Annotated in this window: 16 protein-coding genes, 1 pseudogene and 1 other annotated feature; all 17 genes and pseudogenes read left to right on the forward strand. The window is 38.9% G+C overall.

The genetic code is table 11. The features are described 5' to 3' along the window. Positions 1 to 292: 292 nt before the first annotated feature. Positions 293 to 1,138: an aldo/keto reductase gene (locus tag QZR90_RS07475; protein WP_295790380.1), complete on the forward strand. Its 846-nt coding sequence runs from the start codon at positions 293 to 295 to the stop codon at positions 1,136 to 1,138. Positions 1,139 to 1,582: 444 nt separating this feature from the next. Then, positions 1,583 to 2,068, forward strand: coding sequence for a ferritin (locus QZR90_RS07480; protein ID WP_295790382.1), 486 nt, complete (start codon positions 1,583 to 1,585; stop codon positions 2,066 to 2,068). 683 nt (positions 2,069 to 2,751) lie between these two features. Next, a pseudogene (locus tag QZR90_RS07485) lies at positions 2,752 to 2,979 on the forward strand (CtsR family transcriptional regulator); the annotation flags it as partial. A gap of 405 nt (positions 2,980 to 3,384) precedes the next feature. After that, positions 3,385 to 3,924, forward strand: coding sequence for a UvrB/UvrC motif-containing protein (locus QZR90_RS07490; protein WP_295790384.1), 540 nt, complete (start codon positions 3,385 to 3,387; stop codon positions 3,922 to 3,924). Between the two features lie 11 nt (positions 3,925 to 3,935). After that, a complete protein-coding gene (locus QZR90_RS07495) occupies positions 3,936 to 5,003 on the forward strand; it encodes a protein arginine kinase (RefSeq protein WP_295790385.1) in 1,068 nt (355 codons plus the stop codon). Between the two features lie 187 nt (positions 5,004 to 5,190). Next, positions 5,191 to 7,638: an ATP-dependent Clp protease ATP-binding subunit gene (locus QZR90_RS07500; protein ID WP_295790387.1), complete on the forward strand. Its 2,448-nt coding sequence runs from the start codon at positions 5,191 to 5,193 to the stop codon at positions 7,636 to 7,638. 363 nt (positions 7,639 to 8,001) lie between these two features. Continuing rightward, positions 8,002 to 9,375: a DNA repair protein RadA gene (gene radA / locus QZR90_RS07505; protein WP_295790389.1), complete on the forward strand. Its 1,374-nt coding sequence runs from the start codon at positions 8,002 to 8,004 to the stop codon at positions 9,373 to 9,375. 90 nt (positions 9,376 to 9,465) lie between these two features. Continuing rightward, positions 9,466 to 10,620 carry a PIN/TRAM domain-containing protein gene (locus QZR90_RS07510; protein WP_295790392.1) on the forward strand — a complete coding sequence of 385 codons (1,155 nt, stop codon included), beginning with the start codon at positions 9,466 to 9,468 and terminating at the stop codon, positions 10,618 to 10,620. Beyond that, a complete protein-coding gene (ispD, locus tag QZR90_RS07515) occupies positions 10,617 to 11,783 on the forward strand; it encodes a 2-C-methyl-D-erythritol 4-phosphate cytidylyltransferase (RefSeq protein WP_295790394.1) in 1,167 nt (388 codons plus the stop codon). Before QZR90_RS07510 ends, ispD begins: the two co-directional genes overlap by 4 nt. A gap of 54 nt (positions 11,784 to 11,837) precedes the next feature. Beyond that, positions 11,838 to 13,298: a glutamate--tRNA ligase gene (gltX, locus tag QZR90_RS07520; protein ID WP_295790420.1), complete on the forward strand. Its 1,461-nt coding sequence runs from the start codon at positions 11,838 to 11,840 to the stop codon at positions 13,296 to 13,298. A gap of 61 nt (positions 13,299 to 13,359) precedes the next feature. Then, positions 13,360 to 14,604 carry a peptidase T gene (pepT, locus tag QZR90_RS07525; RefSeq protein ID WP_295790396.1) on the forward strand — a complete coding sequence of 415 codons (1,245 nt, stop codon included), beginning with the start codon at positions 13,360 to 13,362 and terminating at the stop codon, positions 14,602 to 14,604. A gap of 123 nt (positions 14,605 to 14,727) precedes the next feature. Then, positions 14,728 to 14,927 (forward strand) — a binding site (T-box leader). Positions 14,928 to 14,976: 49 nt separating this feature from the next. Continuing rightward, positions 14,977 to 16,431 carry a cysteine--tRNA ligase gene (cysS, locus tag QZR90_RS07530; protein ID WP_295790397.1) on the forward strand — a complete coding sequence of 485 codons (1,455 nt, stop codon included), beginning with the start codon at positions 14,977 to 14,979 and terminating at the stop codon, positions 16,429 to 16,431. Then, entirely contained in the window at positions 16,421 to 16,888 is a 468-nt protein-coding gene (locus QZR90_RS07535; protein WP_295790399.1) for a Mini-ribonuclease 3, read from the forward strand. Before cysS ends, QZR90_RS07535 begins: the two co-directional genes overlap by 11 nt. Before the next feature lie 14 nt (positions 16,889 to 16,902). Continuing rightward, positions 16,903 to 17,643 (forward strand): 23S rRNA (guanosine(2251)-2'-O)-methyltransferase RlmB, encoded by a 741-nt coding sequence (gene rlmB, locus QZR90_RS07540; protein ID WP_295790401.1) that lies wholly within the window; start codon positions 16,903 to 16,905, stop codon positions 17,641 to 17,643. Further along, positions 17,640 to 18,176 (forward strand): NYN domain-containing protein, encoded by a 537-nt coding sequence (locus tag QZR90_RS07545; protein ID WP_295790404.1) that lies wholly within the window; start codon positions 17,640 to 17,642, stop codon positions 18,174 to 18,176. The genes rlmB and QZR90_RS07545 overlap by 4 nt, the downstream gene beginning before the upstream one ends. A 98-nt stretch (positions 18,177 to 18,274) precedes the next feature. Continuing rightward, a complete protein-coding gene (gene sigH / locus QZR90_RS07550; RefSeq protein ID WP_295790406.1) occupies positions 18,275 to 18,946 on the forward strand; it encodes an RNA polymerase sporulation sigma factor SigH in 672 nt (223 codons plus the stop codon). Positions 18,947 to 18,960: 14 nt separating this feature from the next. Beyond that, a complete protein-coding gene (gene secG / locus QZR90_RS07555) occupies positions 18,961 to 19,197 on the forward strand; it encodes a preprotein translocase subunit SecG (RefSeq protein WP_295790407.1) in 237 nt (78 codons plus the stop codon). The last annotated feature ends 113 nt before the right edge of the window (positions 19,198 to 19,310 follow it).

Below are 19,310 nucleotides of genomic sequence, written 5' to 3' on the forward strand. Positions count from 1 at the left end.
TATTGGAACATGCGTAAGCGTTAAAACAATTAGAGACTGTGTAATATATTAAACCCCTTCGCCAGTGTTGGCGGAGGGATTTTTTGTAAAAAATTTTTGTTCATGTATGTAGGTAGTGTCTTAAAAGTTACGAATTGGTGCCTATAGCACTAAATAGTGCGTACTTTTCAATATCTATAAAAGTCGATATAATGGATTTGTAAGGTTGAGAAATACAATATATATCTTAATTAAGAGAGTTTAGAACAAAAATAATTAGAACTGAATAAATTAATGTAGAGGAGATTTTATTATGATTAAGAATTTAGCAGATCGAGTAGAATTAAATAATGGCACGCAGATTCCAGGTTTAGGTCTTGGTGTCTTTCAAGTGCCAGCAGAGGTTACTGCAGAGGTAGTTAAGAATGGCATTTTAAATGGATATCGCTCCATTGATACGGCGCAAATCTATGGCAATGAAAAAGAAACTGGTGAAGGGATTCGCGCAGCACTTAAGGAACTAGGCTTACAACGGGACGATATTTTTATTACTACTAAAATATGGAATTATAATCTTTCTTACGAAGAAGCACTTAAGGCTTATGAAGCTAGCTTAGAGGCGCTTGGTGTAGAGTATGTAGACTTATATTTAATTCACTGGCCAGGCAATGATTCCTATGAGGAGTCCTGGAAAGCTATGGAAACGTTGTATAAAGCGGGTAAGATTAAAGCGATTGGTGTAAGTAATTTCCAAGTCCATCATTTAGAACGTTTAGCAAGCTTTGCTACTGTTGTGCCTGTACTGAATCAGGTTGAATTACACCCACGCCTTCAACAACATGAATTACGCGCCTATGCAGCAGCACATAATATTAAAATCCAAGCTTGGGCACCTTTGATGCAGGGGGAATTATTGCATAATGAAGAGATCGCAGCTATTGCTAAAGCACATAATAAAAGTATTGCACAGGTAATTTTACGTTGGCATATACAACAAGAATTACTTCTTAATGTAAAATCTTTAAAGGCATCGCGTATGATTGAAAATAGCGATATATTTGATTTTGTATTAACTGATGCGGAGATGGATACGATTAATGCCTTAGATGCAGGTACTCGCGTAGGTCCCGATCCAGATGTATTTGATATGAATATCTAAGAAGTGCTACTTTGTATACAGTGTATTAGAAAAGAATTAGAATTAATTTCTTTAAAAGAGTAGCGGAACTAGCTAAATCAATCTTTTAAATGAGAATTACTTGCAATTAAAAGCCAGATTTTATAAATCTGGCTTTTTTCATTTGACAAATTCTTTAAAAAGGTCTATAACATAATCGTAAGTTAAATACAGTGCTTAGATGCAAATTGATTAGAGTGCTTTGACAAGGAGTAAATGAGAAATATTATCAAATTATCAATTAGGCGGTAAAATTGAAATTGAGACTAGATTTATTATTTTCGATGTGCTATAATGAGTTTGTAAGCAAGAACTGCTACTTACAAATAATCAATAAAAGTTACTATTTGATAATAGTGACTTTGAAATTAAGAATTTTTGTTTTTAATTAAGTAATTAAAACAGAAGGGTTTCAGGTGAATTTTTATGAACAAGAATATTACAAAAGCATTAAATGAACAAGTTATTTTTGAATTTAACTCCGCATACTTATACTTAGCTCTTTCTTTAGCTATGGCTGATGCTCGTTTCAAAGGTTTCTCCGCTTGGTTACGTCTTCAATACCAAGAAGAAATGGAACATGCTTTCAAAATCATTGATTACTTAGAAAGCCGTAACGAAACTACAACTTTAGGCGACATCAAAACTCAAGCTATTAAAGAAGACAATCCTTTAAAAGTTGCTCAAATGGTTTACAATCATGAACAAGTTATCACTGGTAAAATCAATGATTTATACGCGTTAGCAACTCAAGAAAAAGATTATGCTACAGTTAACTTCTTAAATTGGTTCATTACTGAACAAGTAGAAGAAGAAGCAAGTGCTCGTGATCTTGTTGATGAATTCACATTCGCTGGCGACAGCCGTGCTAGCCAATTGTTCGTTGATGCTCGTTTAGGTGAACGTCAATAATAACTACTTTAGTTACGTAGTATTAATTAGCTCAAGAGAGTTATGCTGATTCGGTTCGGTCGAGTGACCTATTAGCTGCTTAAGTAAGTATAAGCTATTAATCATTATAAGTATGTATATTATATAATAAGGCTAAAAGTAAGCTACTATATCCTTAAGTCAAGGGTAGACAATTTTATACAAGTGTAATACATAATGTAGTAAGCATTACTATAAGTAGTAAAGACCAATGCGGTTTGAAGTTAATCCTTCAAGCCGCATTTTTGTATTTTTACGAATAGCATTCTCGACAATACTATGGTGGCCAAAAAGTATTCTCCTTAATATGAATCTATAATGCAGTACTAGTGAAAGACTAATTAAAAGTTTAAGCACAATAAAAGTCAAAGTACAAAATAAAGTAAAAGTCAAAGTAAAAAATATAAGCTTAACGCATCGTCGGAGTATATGGATTTAAGTAAAATTATGGCTTTGGTGATTGCTATAAATGTCGATAAATAGTGGATTTATTAAAAGGTCAAAGAAAAATTGAAAAGTTTGACCTTTTTCTATTGACAAAAGTCAAAAAGTCAATTAATATATAGTTAAGGTCGAAAGGACAAAAAGACAAAATGACAAAATGACAAAATAAAGATAAAATTAATATATACATTGTTATTTTATAGATAAAGGTGGCGAAAACAATGAGCATTTTAGCAGATAGAATTGAACAATTTATTCTTTCTAAATTATTGGAAGAACAAAAGAGTATGGAAGAAGGTATTGTGCTGCGCCGCAATGAGCTGGCAGATGAATTAAACTGTGCGCCATCACAAATTAGTTATGTATTGAGCACGAGGTTTTCTAATGATCGCGGTTTTATTGTTGAGTCGCGTCGTGGTTTAGGTGGTTTTATTAGCATTACACGCATTCCTATGAAATCCGTGTCCATACAAGCAATTAAGCCTTTAACTGTGCCGGCTACAGCGCAATTAACTAGTAGTCAAGTTGGTGAAGGCCGATCAGGAGCTACTCAGATGACTGCTACTAATGTGGCAAAAGCTGAGATGGAATCTAAAACAGCTCGTAAAGCTCCAAAAGCACAGCCTAGCTCATCAAGAAATTCAAAACAACAAGCAGGTGAGGCCATTACTATAGGTGCGATTGACCATTTCTTATTTGAATTGATTCAAAATAAATGGTTAAGTCGTCGGGAAGCGGCCTTGCTCCACGAAGCATTTCGCGTGCTTATGAATGAGCCTGATCAAATGCGTCGTGAGTCTAATGTAAAACAACTTTGCCAGAAAATACTATCCATGGTGAAGGAGGGATAATATATGATATGTGATGAATGTAAAAAGAATGAAGCATCAGTTCATTTAACTCGAGTTGTAAATGGTAAGAAAACAGAGCGTCATTTGTGCTCCCAATGTGCGGGTAAACAATCTGGTGATGGTTTAGGAAACAGCTTCTTTAGCTTTGGTTCTCCTTTATTAGATAATGACTTCTTTACTAATGATTTCTTTACCAATTCCTTATATCCAGACAGTTTATTGCATTCGCACCAAGCAGTGCGATGTGATCGCTGTGGTATGAGCTTTGATGAATTTAATCACAGCGGTAAATTTGGCTGTGATCATTGCTATGATGTATTTAATGCGCAGATTACACCGCTTGTAAAACGCCTTCAAGGCTCACTTGCTTATGAAGGACGCGTACCAAGTCGTGGGACAGGCGTATTTAAGACAAAGCATCAAATTAAACGACTTCGTCAAGAATTAGATAAATCAATTAAAGCAGAGCAGTTTGAAGAAGCTGCTAGATTGCGCGATGAGATTAAAGTATTAGAAGAGTCCTTACAACATAAGGCGGAATAGGAGGTGCACTAATGTTAAACTCTATATTAGATGAACCTTTAAGTGGTTGGTTGCGCAGCAAGGATGTGGAAGGTCAAATTGATTCTCATATCGTCTTGTCTAGTCGAATTAGATTGGCGCGAAATTTTAAAGGCTTAGTATTTACAAATCGCAATCAAGCGGAGGCCTTGGAAAAGGTTGATATTATGATGCGCGGTGTATTAGGTGCTTTAAAAGAGGCTGATGGGCATGAATATTCCAATATTAGTTTAAATAAATTATCTGATGTGGAACGTGAGATTTTAGTTGAAAAGCATTTGATGAGTCCTCAAATGAGTCAAAATTTACCTCATAGAAGCCTAGTTGTATCAGATGATGCAGCCGTTTCCATTATGGTAAATGAAGAGGATCATGTTAGAATTCAGGTCATGGAAGCAGGTCTTGATTTACAAAAGGCCTACGAACATGCTGTTAAAATAGATGATGCCATTGAGAGCAAATATGATTATGCTTTTAGCGAACGCTATGGCTACTTAACCGCTTGTCCTACTAATGTGGGCACAGGCATGAGAGCTTCGGCTATGCTCCATTTGCCAGCTCTTGCCATGACGGGCCGTTTAGCTAGAGTGGTGCGCAGTATTATCCAATTAGGTTACTCTGTGCGTGGTCTCTATGGTGAAGGTTCACAGGGTTTAGGTAATATTTACCAAATCTCCAATCAATTAACTATGGGCATTAGTGAAGAAGACACAATTACCCAATTGCAAAAAATTTTAGAAAAATTAGTGCAAGAAGAAGTGAAAGCTCGTGAAACTATAAAAGCTGGCGATTTCGAAAGCTTTGAAGACCGCGTATGGCGCGCCTACGGCACCTTGCAATACGCACGTCGTTTAAGTGGTGAAGAAGCCTTGAGCCTTTTAAGTGACATTCAATTAGGTCGCGATTTAGGTGTATTACCAGCGGGCAATGCGGATATGTTTAACGAGCTAGTGGTTACAACGCGCCCTCATTTCTTAAGCAAATATGCAGGGAAAGAACAAATGACAGCGGCTGAACGCGATAGTTATCGCGCAAAAGTAGTTCGTGACCGTTTAAATTAAACTTAGGCAATTTAAATTTAGTAAAGTTTAATTGATTAGATTAGTAGAAATAGGATAAGTAAATTAGCAAATAGAAATAAGTAGCGTAAGCTAATAGATATACTTTGAATACACTGTTAGAGTAAAGTGACTCTTGCAGTTGCATATAGATCGATATATAAAACGAAAACTAGAATGAGGTGATTATATGTTAAGTCGTTTTACAGATGGTGCGCAACAAGTATTAACAATTGCGCAAGAAAAAGCAGAAGAATTTGGTCACAACTTTATAGGTAGTGAACATTTACTTCTCGGTTTATTGGAAGAAGGGAATAGTGTAGCCGCCAAGGCATTACACAAATTAGGTCTTGAAAGTAAGGCCTTAGAAAAAGCTATTCTCGATGAAGATGGACGTGGCAATGGCTATGTGTCCACTATTGAAATGACGCCACGTACGAAACGTATTTTACAATTAGCTGTAGATTCAGCAAACCAAATGCAGCACAATTATGTAGGTGCTGAGCATATCTTACTCGGAATTTTACGTGATGGTGGTGGCATTGCGGTAGCTATATTGCAGCGCTTTGGCATTCGCGGTGAAGATATTGTTAAAACCATCAACAGCTTAATTGGCGGTGCTGATGGCAAAGGTGATGGCAAAGAAGGTGCTAAGGCACAAAGAAATAGCAATCTTGGCGAACTCGATGGTTTTGCCACCGATTTAAATGAACAGGCTAAACAAGGTAAGATTGACCCTGTAATTGGCCGTGATAATGAAATTAATCGTGTAATTCAGATTTTAAGCCGTCGTACTAAAAATAACCCTGTTCTTATTGGTGAACCAGGTGTTGGTAAAACAGCTATTGCCGAAGGTTTAGCACAGCGCATTGTCAGTCAAAATGTGCCAGAAATTTTGCGCAATAAACGCATTATTTCCTTAAGCTTAACGGCTATGGTAGCAGGAGCTAAATATCGCGGTGAATTTGAAGAACGACTCAAAAAAGCCATTGATGAAGTACAAAAACATGATGATATGATTATCTTCATCGACGAACTTCACACCTTAATTGGCGCTGGTGCCTCTGAAGGCGCTATGGATGCGGCGAATATTTTAAAACCAGCTTTGGCTCGTGGTACCTTCCAGGTGATTGGGGCTACTACACTTGATGAATACAAGAAACATATTGAAAAGGATGCGGCTCTTGAACGTCGTTTCCAACCTGTTCTTGTAGGCGAACCAAGTGAAGAAGAAGCGCTTCAAATCTTAACTGGTCTTCGCGATCGTTATGAAGCCTTCCATAAAGCTAAAATTACGGATGCGGCTTTAAAAGCTGCGGTAGAACTTTCTAGCCGCTATATTTCAGACCGTTTCTTACCTGATAAAGCTATTGACGTTATGGATGAAGCAGCCTCTAAAGTACGTATGAAAGTATTTACTACGCCACCTGATGTAAAAGAATTAGAACAGCGCTTAGTGAGCATTGGCAAAGAAAAAGAAGAAGCTATTGTAGCTCAAAACTTTGAAAAAGCGGCTACACTTCGCGATGAAGAAAAGAAAATTGCCGATGAAATTGAAGCAAAGCAAAGCGAACGTAGTAAACAAGATGAAGAAAAGCTTGTAGTTACAGAAGATGACATTGCCGCCGTTGTATCTCAATGGACTGGCGTGCCAGTGGCTAAACTTGCAGAAGAAGAATCACAGCGTCTAATTCGTTTAGAAGATGAACTCCATGAACGTGTAGTTGGTCAAGATGAAGCGGTTGTGGCTGTATCTAAAGCTGTACGTCGTGCTCGTGCCGGTCTTAAAGACCCTAAACGTCCAATTGGTTCCTTCTTGTTCCTAGGACCTACTGGTGTTGGTAAAACTGAGCTCGCTCGTTCCTTAGCAGCTAATCTCTTTGGCGATGAAAATGCTATGATTCGCCTTGATATGTCTGAATATATGGAAAAGCATACTGTATCTCGCTTAGTTGGGGCGCCTCCAGGATACGTTGGCTATGATGAAGGCGGTCAATTAACTGATGCTGTACGTCGTAAACCATATAGTGTAATTTTATTTGATGAAGTAGAAAAGGCACATGCTGATTTCTTTAACATCTTATTGCAAGTATTAGATGATGGTCGTTTAACTGATAACCAAGGTCGTACAGTAGACTTTAGAAATACAGTTATTATCATGACTAGTAACTTAGGTTCTAACTACTTAAAAGAAGATAGTGCTGCTATGGGCTTCTTAGCTGCTAAGAATAAAGACAATGAAGAAAAATCTGTAGCTGCTAAATTTGAAGAAGCTAAGAAAAATACTATGGATGCAGTAAAACGTCATTTCCGTCCAGAATTCTTGAATCGTATTGATGAAATGATTGTATTCCATCCATTAACAGGTGATGATTTGAATAAAATCGTTACTATCTTGTTAAAAGGTGTTACTGAACGTCTTGCTGAACGCAATGTTACTTTGGAAGTATCGCCAGAAGCCTTGGCTATTCTTGTAAAAGAAGGTTCTGACTTCGCTTTTGGTGCGCGTCCATTAAAACGTGCTATTCAGCGTTTGATTGAAGATCCAATCTCTGATTTAATCTTAAAAGGAGATGTGGTAGACGGATCCATCATTAAAGCAGAAGCTAAAGATGATGAAATCGTCATGACTGTATAAATTTTTCAACGAATGTGAAAACAAAACTTGCTATTGCTTTAATTTCCGTGAACTAGTAGGTAAGGTTTGGAAGATTTACTTTCACTTGTTACATGTTCCTATATATGACATTTAAGTTCAAAACTATGCAACTTATGCTCAGAGCTAGGTAGGATAGGCTCAAAGCAACATAATCTGTTTATAATATATTGCACTAGCCACGAATTCAGATGCATTCTCAATTGATGTATCCCTCGCAGAATGTATTGATTTCGTGGCTTTTTTTTGCTGTAATTTATGTTATGATAAGAGATAACAAGTTCATTTGAGAATTAAAATTTTATGTAGAAGCTGAAGTGTTTTGAAGGAGTAATTGGGTGTCCTATGGCTAAAGTTAAAACTATGTATTTTTGCAATAATTGTGGCGCTGAATCACCGCGCTGGCTAGGTAAATGTCCGCAATGTGGACAGTGGAACACCTTAGTGGAAGAAGTAGTGCGAGAAACTAGTTCTAAAGGGGCAGCTTCGTATGCTCCTATTGATCGAAAAGCTACAAAACCTGTGTCGTTGGCAGATATCCGTACAGAGGATGCGCCACGCATGTCTACTTCCTATGGTGAAATTGACCGCGTATTAGGTGGCGGCATTGTACCTGGTGCACTTATGCTCTTAGGTGGGGATCCAGGGATTGGCAAATCTACTTTATTGCTTCAAGTGTCTGGAGCCATTGCCGATAAAGAAGGCTATGTTCTATATGCATCTGGTGAAGAGTCACAAATGCAGCTTAAATTGCGTGCAGAGCGCCTTCAAATTAAGGGGAAAACCCTTTCTGTTATGGCGGATACTAATCTGGATTCCATTTTGCAGGAAGCAGCTCAAAATAAGCCAAAGCTATTAGTAATTGACTCCATTCAAACTATGTTCACGGATAATTTAGATTCGGCGCCAGGCAGTGTAGCGCAAGTGCGCGAGTGTACGGCGCGTTTATTGCGCTTTGCAAAGGAGCAAAATGTACCAGTCATTATCATTGGGCATGTTACAAAGGATGGCAATATTGCAGGGCCGCGCATGTTAGAGCATATGGTGGACGTAGTCCTTTATTTTGAAGGAGAACGGTCCTATCAATTTAGAATATTGCGAAGCATAAAAAATCGCTTTGGCTCTACGTCCGAAACAGGATTATTTGTAATGGAAGAAGAGGGCTTAGTGGAGCTCTTAAACCCATCTGCCACCTTATTAGCAGAGCGCACCGAGGAAGAAGTAGGGTCCGCGGTTATGGCCTATTTAGAAGGGATTCGCCCTATTCTAGTAGAAGTGCAAAGCTTAGTAGCGACTACTGCTTTTGGCATGCCTAGACGAACGTCTATCGGCTATGACTTAAATCGTCTGATTGTGCTTCTAGCCGTATTAGAAAAGCGCTGTAATTTTAATTTAGGCAATAAAGATGTGTACATTAATGTTATTGGTGGTCTAAAAGTAAATGAACCAGCTTGTGACTTATCGGTGGCGGCAGCCATTGTGTCGACGTTAAAGAACCAGCCTGTTCCTGCTGATATGGTCATATTAGGTGAAATCGGACTCACTGGTAATATTCGCAGCATCCCCCGCATTGAGCAGCGCATTATGGAAGCCGCTAAAATGGGCTTTACTAAATTCATTGTCCCTAAGGGGAATACAAAACAGCTAAAAAGTGATTGGAAAGACATTACCATTCACGCTGTGACCAGTGTAGAAGAAGCGATGCGAATTATCTTTTAAAATTTTTAACAAATTTGATAAAAATTTTATGTAATATTTAAGAATTTATTGTACAATATAAAAAGACATTGCGAGAGGAGGTGAATTGAAATGGTGTACAAAATATTACGTTATGTCATAGCCTTATTGGTTGGGATTATGGGATATGTGTTAACTGATAATTTTATGCCCGTATTAGAGCCGATTATTGATGTGAAGTTTTGGAATGCTGGCTTCTTAGGCATTTCCTTTATTAAAATATTAGCTCTTGCCTTGGGCGGTATGTTAGGCGCTGTAGTAGGATATATTATTTCTATGCCTATCATCAATCAAGGTTTGCGTTTGGCGCGAAATTTAGAGCGTTTACTATCTCGTGTACCTAGCCAGGATTTAATGGCCGGCACAGCCGGATTACTCTTTGGACTCATAATAGCAAATTTAATTGGCTTGGCATTTCATCAAGTTCCTATTATCGGCTCTTATATTCCCATTATCTTAAGTGCTATATTTGGCTATATTGGGATGCGCCTCGCGTCTAATAAGGGCCCTGAGTTATACAATAACTGGCTACAAAATCGCGTATTAAGTCGCGACAAGAAAAAAGATACGACGCCCCCTAAAGCAGTGGCTGAAGCTCCTGTAGCTGGCGAATTTGAATCTATTTCTGCAGCTAAATTACTGGATACGTCTGTTATTATTGATGGTCGTATTGCTGAATTATGCAGTACAGGCTTTTTAGAAGGGCCTTTAGTGGTACCTTTATTCGTATTAGAAGAATTGCAGTTTATCTCCGATTCTTCTGATGTATTGAAGCGTAATCGCGGTCGTCGTGGCCTCGATATTTTGCAAAGCATGCAACAAAAAGATGACCTTCTTATTAAAGTAATCGACGATGACTATGAAGATATTAATGAAGTAGACTCTAAGCTCATGCGTCTAGCTATGGAACGAAAATGGAAGATTATTACCAATGACTTTAACTTAAATAAAGTGGCTAGTTTGCAAGGAATTTCCGTGCTTAACTTAAATGAATTAGCTAATGCATTAAAACCAGCTATGATTCCAGGTGAATGGATTCGCGTGCAAGTGATTAAAGAAGGTAAGGAAGATAATCAAGGGGTAGCGTATCTTGATGATGGCACTATGATCGTTATTGAAAATGGCGCCGAATATGTAGATACATCTATTGATGTGATGGTTACTTCCGTACTTCAAACAAGTGCAGGTCGTATGATTTTTGCTCGTGCGAAAGGACATAAAGAATGATAAGCTGTATTTTACTGGCTGCTGGTGCAGGCAAGCGCATGCAGAGTAAAGCTAATAAAATGTTTTTGCAATTAGGCCCTTATTCAGTGCTACAGTGGAACTTAATACATATGAGTGAAGGCTCTGGCATCGATGAGATTATCCTTGTAGTAGCTGCTGGAGAAGAAGAACAAGTACGAGTTCAATATGAGGCTGTGAAGTCATTGATTTCACAGCCTGTAAAGCTTGTATTAGGTGGTAAAGAGCGACAGGATTCTGTCATGCGTGGTACAGACGCTGTTTCTGACGAAGCTAATGTTATTTTAGTTCACGATGGAGCGCGTCCTTTGGCTAAAGGCGCTTTATTTAAGGCTGTAAGTGATGCCGCGTTAGCTGTAGGTGCTGCCGTTGCTGCCGTGCCTTCCGTAGATACGATTAAGCAAGTGTCTTCAGGAGGCCTTGTGGAGCAGACTTTACCGCGAGAGACTTTATATGCCGTTCAAACACCGCAAGGATTTCGTCGTGATGTGTTATTAGAGGCTCAGGCCTATGCCAAAGAAACGGGCTATGTAGGCACTGATGATACTTCCTTAGTGGAGCACTGGGGCAAGACCGTAGCTATTGTGCCAAGTGAATATAGTAATTTTAAAATTACTACACCAGAAGATATTGTAAAGGCGAAACAGTGTTTAGGAGTGATGGAACCGATGATGCGTGTAGGCTTTGGATATGATGTACATCGCTTTAAAGAAGGGCGCCCATGCATTTTAGGTGGCGTTACCATTGACAGTCCAATCGGCCCTGATGGGCATAGTGATGCAGATGTGCTCCTTCATGCGCTTATGGATGCGCTCCTAGGAGCTGCTGGATTACCTGATATTGGCTATTGGTTCCCTCCAGAAGACGAAGCCTATAAAGGCGCTTCTAGTATGGAATTACTAGATCAAGTTGTATTAAGACTACAACAAAATGGATTTAAGGCGTATAATGTAGATATCATGGTGATAGCAGAATCACCTAAATTAAAACCTCATATTGAGGCAATGAAGGCTAATATTTCAAAGGTGTTACATATTGCACCAAATTTTGTTAGCGTAAAGGCGACAACTCATGAACAGTTGGGCGCTTTTGGTCGTAAAGAGGGCTTAGCTGCACAAGCAGTAGTTACAATTTGTCCTCTATAAAAACACAACTTACACTATAGAGAACAGCTATAGAGAAAGGATTTTTTTATTATGATGAAAGTACGATTTGCTCCAAGTCCAACAGGACCATTTCATATTGGCGGCGCACGCTCTGCCTTATTTAACTGGCTACTTGCTCGCAAGGAAGGGGGCAGCTTCTTACTTCGTATTGAAGATACAGATTTAGCGCGCTCGACTAGAGAGAGTGAAGAAAATATTAAAGCTGCTTTAAAATGGCTTGGCATGGATTGGGATGAAGGCATTGATGTAGGGGGCGAACATGGCCCATATCGTCAAACAGAACGCCTTGATATATATAAGGAAATGACAGAACGCTTGTTAAAGGAAGATAAAGCCTATTACTGCTACTGCTCTGAAGAAGAATTAGAAGCAGAGCGTCAAGCGCAAATGGAACGTGGCGAAACGCCTAAATACAATGGTCATTGCCGTCATTTAAGTGAAGAACAAATCGAAGCGTACAAAAAAGAAGGTCGTAAACCAACCGTTCGCCTTCGTGTGCCTTTAAATGAAACCTATGCTTTTGATGACATGGTGCGCGGTCATGTATCCTTTGACTCCAATGGGGTCGGTGACTTCGTTATTGTGAAATCTGACGGTATTCCTGTATATAACTATGCAGTAGTTATCGACGATCACACTATGGAAATCACTCATGTTATTCGCGCCGAAGAGCATTTATCTAATACACCTCGCCAAATTGCGATTTACAATGCACTTGGCTGGGACGTACCTACTTTTGGTCATATTTCCTTAATTCTTGGTAAAGACTATAAGAAAATGAGTAAACGTCATGGCGCTACTTCTGTAGACCAATACCGTCAATTAGGATATTTGCCAGAAGCAATTGACAATTTCTTGGCTTTACTTGGTTGGGCGCCAGAAGGGGAACAAGAGTTATTCACTAAAGATGAATTGATTCAAAACTTCTCTATGGATCGCGTAGCTAAGAATCCAGCTGTATTTGATATTGATAAATTGAACTGGATTAACTTCAACTATATGAAAAATCTTAGTGATGAAGCTTTATATGAACTTTGCTTGCCTCATTTACAAGCTGCTGGCTATGCTAGTGAAGCGCCAGATGAAGCAGAAAAAGTTAAGCTCATTATGCTTTGTGTATGCTTAAAAGATCACATTAGCTTTGGCGCTCAAATTAAAGAAGAAGCTAAGCTAATTTTTGAAGATAAAGAATTGCCAACAGAAGAAGCTAAGGCTGAGATTGAAGTGGTTCTTCAAGAGGAATCTTGCGCTACTGTACTCAAAGAATTCCGCGAGGCTGTGGCAGCTCTTGATGAAATTACGCCAGAGGTAGTAAAAGCGACGATTAAAGGCATCATGAAATCTACTAAATTAAAAGGTAAATTTGTATTTATGCCAATTCGTATTGCGACTACAGGTCAAATGCATGGTCCAGACCTCAACTACATTATCACCTTATTTGGCAAAGAAAAGACTTTGGCGCGCCTAGATGAAACAATTGCTAGTTTAGGCTAATAAAGGCTTGAGCACATCTATCTAGATGTGATATTCATATAAACCTGTAAGGAGGATTATTATGGAAACAATGGTGGAACGCTTTCTTCGTTATGTGAAAACTGAAACGAGATCAAATGAAGAATCCACAACGGTGCCAAGTACTCAGACACAAGTAGAGTTTGCGAAAGTATTGGCAAAAGATTTGGAAGAGTTAGGTCTTCAAGGTGTAAAAATTAATCCGAACAATGGCTTTGTTATTGGGGCATTGCCAGCGAATACGGATAAGGATGTACCTGGAATTGGCTTTATTGCCCATATGGACACAGCTGATTACAATGCAGAAAATATTACACCTCGCATCATTGAAAACTACGATGGTTCTGACATCGTATTAACTCAAGATCCAAGTCAAGAGCCAAAGCTTGTGTCTACGGTTAAAGCATTCCCTAATTTAAAAAATTATGTAGGGAAAACTTTAATTGTAACAGATGGTCGCACTTTACTTGGTGGCGATGATAAAGCAGGCATTGTAGAAATTATGGAAGCCTTACGCTATTTCATCGAGCATCCAGAAGTTAAGCATGGCTTAATTATGTGTGCCTTTGGTCCAGACGAAGAAATTGGCCGCGGCGCTAATCTCTTTGATGTTAAAGATTTCCCAGTAGAATTTGCGTATACTGTAGATGGTACGCGTTTAGGTGAACTGGAATATGAAACCTTTAATGCTGCTGGTGCTGTAGTTGAGCTAAATGGTGTATCTGTACATCCTGGTTCAGCTAAAAACACAATGATTAACTGTAATAAATTGGCTATGGAATTTGATTGCATGTTGCCACAATGTGCGGTACCAGAGCTTACAGAAGGTCATGAAGGCTTTATTATGCTCTATGAATCTAATACAGGCGTAGAAAGTGGTAAGATGGAATATTTAATTCGTGACCATGACCGCGCTCAATTTGAAGGTAAGAAACAATACTTTGAATTAGCTGCTAAAGTGTTAAATGAACGCTATGGCCGTGAAGTAATTAAACTAACTATTACTGACCGCTACTACAATATGTATGAGATTATTAAAGACCATATGGAATGTGTTGACCTTGCAGCTAATGCTATGAAAGAAGCAGGCGTGACTCCATTAATTCAGCCAATCCGTGGTGGTACTGATGGTTCAAAAATCTCTTTCATGGGCATTCCAACACCAAATATTTTCACTGGTGTAGAAAATTTACATGGTCCTCATGAATTCGCTTGTGTTGAACATATGAAGCTATCTGTTCAAACAATTATCGGCATTTGTACAGGTGCTGAAAAAGCAGGTAAATAATAAATGTACATGGTTTACTCTAAGTTGGTATACTGAAAGCATTTTGCACAATTAATTTGTCCTTACTCATTGACTTTATCTAGTGTTCATGGTAATATTCTATATATATCGAAAAAATTGTTTGTAATGACGATGATCGAAAGAAGTACTTTGTAACTAGCTTTACAGCGAGAACTAGATAGTGTGAGAGTTCAAGTATAGACAGAGGAAATGCCTTCGGGAGTTGATAAGCTGAATGTAAGTAGGTTTGTCCGGTTGCGCCCGTTAAGCGTTTGAGTGGGTGCATACCTAACAGAGTGGAACCGCGGGCCACCGTCTCTGTATTGAGATGGTGGTCTTTTATAATTTAACGGAAGAGAGGCATCGGTGACGATGAGAGAAATTAAAGTATTTAACACGATGACAAGAGAAAAAGAAGTATTTAAACCAGTAAAGGAGGGTGAAGTTAAGATTTATGTATGTGGCGTAACGCCATATAATCACCCACATATTGGGAATGCACGCCCTTTTGTTACTTGGGATGTTATTCGTAGATACTTAGCTCATGCAGGTTATAAAGTAACCTACATTCAAAACTTTACAGATGTGGATGACAAAATCATCAATACTTCTAATGGTGAAGGCGTAGCTTGGGATGTAATTGCCAATCGCTATATTGATTCCTATTTTGAAGTTATGGATAAATTGAATGTACGTCATGCTGATGTATACCCTCGCGTATCCGATCATATTGAAGAAATTATCGCTATGATTGCAGCGTTAGTTGAAAAAGGCTTTGCTTATGAGCTTGATGGGGATGTGTACTACAGCGTAGAAAAATTCCCTGAATATGGTAAATTATCTGGCCGTACCTTAGATGATATGGAAGCAGGCGCTCGCGTTGACGTAAATGATCGCAAACAAAATCCAATGGACTTTGCTCTTTGGAAAGCGGCTAAACCAGGTGAACCATACTGGGAAAGCCCATGGGGGAATGGCCGTCCAGGTTGGCATATTGAATGCTCTACTATGAGTAATAAATACTTAGGTGATGAGTTTGATTTCCATGGTGGCGGTAGCGATTTGATTTTCCCTCATCATGAAAATGAAATTGCCCAATCAGAAGGTTGCACAGGGCATCATCCAGCTGTGCGCTATTGGTTGCATAATGGCTTTATTACAATTAACCAAGAAAAAATGAGTAAATCTTTGAATAACTTCTTCTTGGTTAAAGATATTTTAGAAGAGTATGCACCAGATGCATTGCGTTACTTCTTATTAAGTACTCATTATCGCAGCCCATTGGATTTCAGCGATGAACGCCTTGATGAAGCTAACAAATCTTTAGAGCGCATGAGAATTGCCATTGAAAATCTGCTTTACTTAGAAGCGAGCGAAGAAGGCGTTTGTGATGAAGACGCAAAAGCCTTGCTTGAAAAAGCACGCGCTTACCAAGAAGAATTTGAAGTGGCTATGGCTGATGACTTTAATACTGCTTTAGCAGGTTCTCCAATGTTTGGTTTAGCTAAAGAGATTAATATTTACTATCAAGCCGTGCAAAACTGCAATGGTAAAGTATGCCATGAAACATTAGCTGAAGTAAAAGAAATCTTCAAAACTATGACAGATATTCTTGGCATTTTAGAAGATGCTTGGGCAGGCCAAGCTAATGGTGCTGATGCTGAAGAATATGAAAAATTGATGCAAGTAGTTCTTAAAGTACGTCAACAATGCCGCGAACAAAAACTTTGGGACTTAGCCGATGCCATTCGTGATGAGCTTGGTAATATTGGTATTACCATTGAAGACTCTCCACAAGGTGCACGGTGGAAGAAACGTGAAGTTTAAGCGTTATCAATTTTTAAAACAAACTGCTATTGAAAAATTAAAGACGCGCAATTTACATGAGGGAGTGACGCTGTGTGAGACAGATGACTCCCTCATGCTTGCCTATATAGGGGATGCGGTATTTTCCCTATATGTACGTGAGCATATTTGTTCCTTAGGCATTACGAAGGTACAAGTTATCCATACCCTAGTAACAGAATGTATTTGTGCTAAGATGCAGGCGAAAGCGCTGCATTATTTAGAGGATGAAGCTTTGCTCAACGAGGTAGAACTTGCTGTAGCTAAGCGGGCGCGCAATAGCAATGTAAATGTGCCTAAGAGTGCCACCGTTCAAGAGTATCGCAGCAGTACAGCGTTTGAAGCACTCATTGGCTATCTATACGGGTCAAAACAAGAAGAGCGTTTGACTTTAATTATGGAAAAAGCCTTTGCTTATATGATTGAAGGTTTAGTATAAAAAGGAGTTTATTCATGAGTGATTATATTGTAGGTCGCAATGCCGTAAGAGAAGCGCTTCGCAGCGGTCGTACAATTCAACGTCTTTTTATAACCAATGAAAAATTACAAGGCTCTTTGCAGGAAATTGTAAAGCTCGCCAAAGAGCGACATGTAGAGATCCGCAAAGTGGGGGAGCAACAATTAAGTAAATATGCTGAAGGTGTTGTGCATCAAGGCGTGGTGGCTTTGGTGGCATCAGTAAAATTTGCTGACCTCAATGAAGTATTACAAAATCACAGCTTTTCTGAGGAGGCAAAAGCGCCTTTATTGCTGCTCTTGGATAGTATTGAGGACCCTCATAATATGGGGGCTATTATTCGTACCGCTGAATGCTGTGGTGCCACTGCTGTCTTAATTCCTAAACGCCATAGTGCTCCCATTAATGCCACCGTGGCGAAAACTTCAGCTGGTGCTGTAGAATTCATGCCCCTAGTACAAGTGGGCAATGTAGCACAAACCATTGAAGACCTAAAGAAACAAGGATTCTGGGTCTTAGGTGCTCATATGGAAGGGCAACAAACTATGTATCAAGCGGATATGACGGTGCCTTTAGTTCTAGTCATTGGCAATGAAGGCAAGGGGCTTAGCCGCTTGACTAAGGAGAAATGTGATTTCTTAGTCACTATCCCTATGTATGGTAAGCTTAATTCTTTAAATGCATCAGTGGCGGCAGGTCTTTTACTATATGAAGCAGTGCGACAGAGGCAGCTATGAGACAGGATATTTTAATTGTAGATGGGTACAATGTTATCTTTGCGTGGCCTGAACTTAAGAAGATAAGTAAGAGTTCTTTAGAACACGCACGGCGTCGCATTAAAGACATCTTGCAAAATTATGGCAAGCACAAGGGGTATCAGATTGTCTTAGTATTTGATGGTAAATATGCCCATCCTGGACAAGATAAAGCGTATAAGGGCGAAGATTTTACTGAAATTTATACAGCAGATGGCGAGACCGCGGACTCCTGCATTGAACGCATTGTATTTGAAATGCGCAATCAATATGACAATGTATACGTGTGTACTTCTGACTATGCTGAACAAAGTCAAGTCCTTGGCTTTGGGGCTTTGCGAGTTTCCAGTCGTGAGCTCAAGGGACAAGTAGAACGGGCAAAAATAGATGAACAGCGCTATTATAAGGGACTGCATAAAGGTGATACCATGAGTCTACAGCGCAATGAGTTAGGGCATCAGATTTCTGGTTCCATTGCCAATGAATGGGAAACCTTGCGGCGTGGGAAGAAGTAGAGGCCTTGTACTGACATAGATTTTATATTATAAAGTGTTGCAGAACTTATGCGTATAAAGTATAATGGTACGTATACTAGTGGGATTGGGAGGCTGCCATGCATGTTGAACCATATATTAAGGAAGAATATAAACGCTATATAGGTTTAACAGACGAAGAAGTGGTTAAGCTTTCGCAAGAGCAGGATGATCCCGTGGCTGTAGATTATTTGGTAGACAAATACAAAAACTTTGTGCGGGCAAAAGCGCGCTCTTATTTTTTGATTGGTGCCGATAAAGAAGACATTATTCAAGAAGGCATGATTGGACTGTATAAGGCGACGAGAGATTTTAAAGATGATCGCTTAGCGTCTTTTAAAGCCTTTGCAGAACTATGTGTGACGCGACAAATTATTACAGCTATAAAAACAGCAACAAGACAGAAACATATTCCACTGAATTCTTACGTTTCTTTGAATAAACCGATTTATACGGATGAACCGGAACGCACTTTGATGGATGTTATCGGAGAAGGTCAGGGCACTGACCCAGAAGAACTATTCATTAATCGGGAAGAGTTTTCTGATATTGAAGCTAAGATGGGTGCTATTTTGAGTGATTTAGAAGGCAAGGTATTGATGGGCTATTTAGATGGCAAATCATATCACGAAATAGCAGCTGAAACAGATCGCAGTGTTAAGTCAATTGACAATGCGCTACAAAGAGTAAAACGCAAGTTAGAAAAATATTTAGAACATCGCAATAAAGCGTTGAAGCAAAATGAAATGTAGGAAGGATGACAATTGTGAGAAATTTTTTAATGTTCGCTGAGGTAGTAGTTTCTGTATTATTGATTTTAGTTGTAGTAATGCAATCTAGTAAAAGTGCTGGCATGGGCGGTTCTGTTGGTGGTGCAGCGGATTCCGTTTTCGGCGGTAAAGCTCGTGGCATGGATGGCTTATTATCACGTTTGACTATTATTTTAGGCGTGATTTTTGCTGTTCTTAGCTTAGGTCTTGGTATTTACTTAAATCAATATTAATATAGAGCCTGCCTGGTGCAGGCTTTTTTTATTATGTAAAATTTGTGTATAAATATTGTTATTATGTCCCTAAAAGTAATAAATCATGTTAAGATGGAAGTAGCTAGTTATGG

Origin of the sequence: uncultured Veillonella sp., from assembly GCF_900545795.1 — a bacterium.
In the GTDB taxonomy this organism is placed as follows: domain Bacteria; phylum Bacillota; class Negativicutes; order Veillonellales; family Veillonellaceae; genus Veillonella_A.

Bases quoted from the DNA above. Each gene is read 5' to 3' on its own strand.
- rlmB (WP_295790401.1), top strand. From the start codon at position 16,903: ATGAGTGATTATATTGTAGGTCGCAATGCCGTAAGAGAAGCGCTTCGC.
- QZR90_RS07480 (WP_295790382.1), top strand. From the start codon at position 1,583: ATGAACAAGAATATTACAAAAGCATTAAATGAACAAGTTATTTTTGAA.
- QZR90_RS07490 (WP_295790384.1), top strand. From the start codon at position 3,385: ATGATATGTGATGAATGTAAAAAGAATGAAGCATCAGTTCATTTAACT.
- QZR90_RS07500 (WP_295790387.1), top strand. From the start codon at position 5,191: ATGTTAAGTCGTTTTACAGATGGTGCGCAACAAGTATTAACAATTGCG.
- radA (WP_295790389.1), top strand. From the start codon at position 8,002: ATGGCTAAAGTTAAAACTATGTATTTTTGCAATAATTGTGGCGCTGAA.
- sigH (WP_295790406.1), top strand. From the start codon at position 18,275: ATGCATGTTGAACCATATATTAAGGAAGAATATAAACGCTATATAGGT.
- QZR90_RS07545 (WP_295790404.1), top strand. From the start codon at position 17,640: ATGAGACAGGATATTTTAATTGTAGATGGGTACAATGTTATCTTTGCG.
- ispD (WP_295790394.1), top strand. From the start codon at position 10,617: ATGATAAGCTGTATTTTACTGGCTGCTGGTGCAGGCAAGCGCATGCAG.
- cysS (WP_295790397.1), top strand. From the start codon at position 14,977: ATGAGAGAAATTAAAGTATTTAACACGATGACAAGAGAAAAAGAAGTA.
- QZR90_RS07475 (WP_295790380.1), top strand. From the start codon at position 293: ATGATTAAGAATTTAGCAGATCGAGTAGAATTAAATAATGGCACGCAG.
- QZR90_RS07510 (WP_295790392.1), top strand. From the start codon at position 9,466: ATGGTGTACAAAATATTACGTTATGTCATAGCCTTATTGGTTGGGATT.
- QZR90_RS07495 (WP_295790385.1), top strand. From the start codon at position 3,936: ATGTTAAACTCTATATTAGATGAACCTTTAAGTGGTTGGTTGCGCAGC.
- pepT (WP_295790396.1), top strand. From the start codon at position 13,360: ATGGAAACAATGGTGGAACGCTTTCTTCGTTATGTGAAAACTGAAACG.
- gltX (WP_295790420.1), top strand. From the start codon at position 11,838: ATGAAAGTACGATTTGCTCCAAGTCCAACAGGACCATTTCATATTGGC.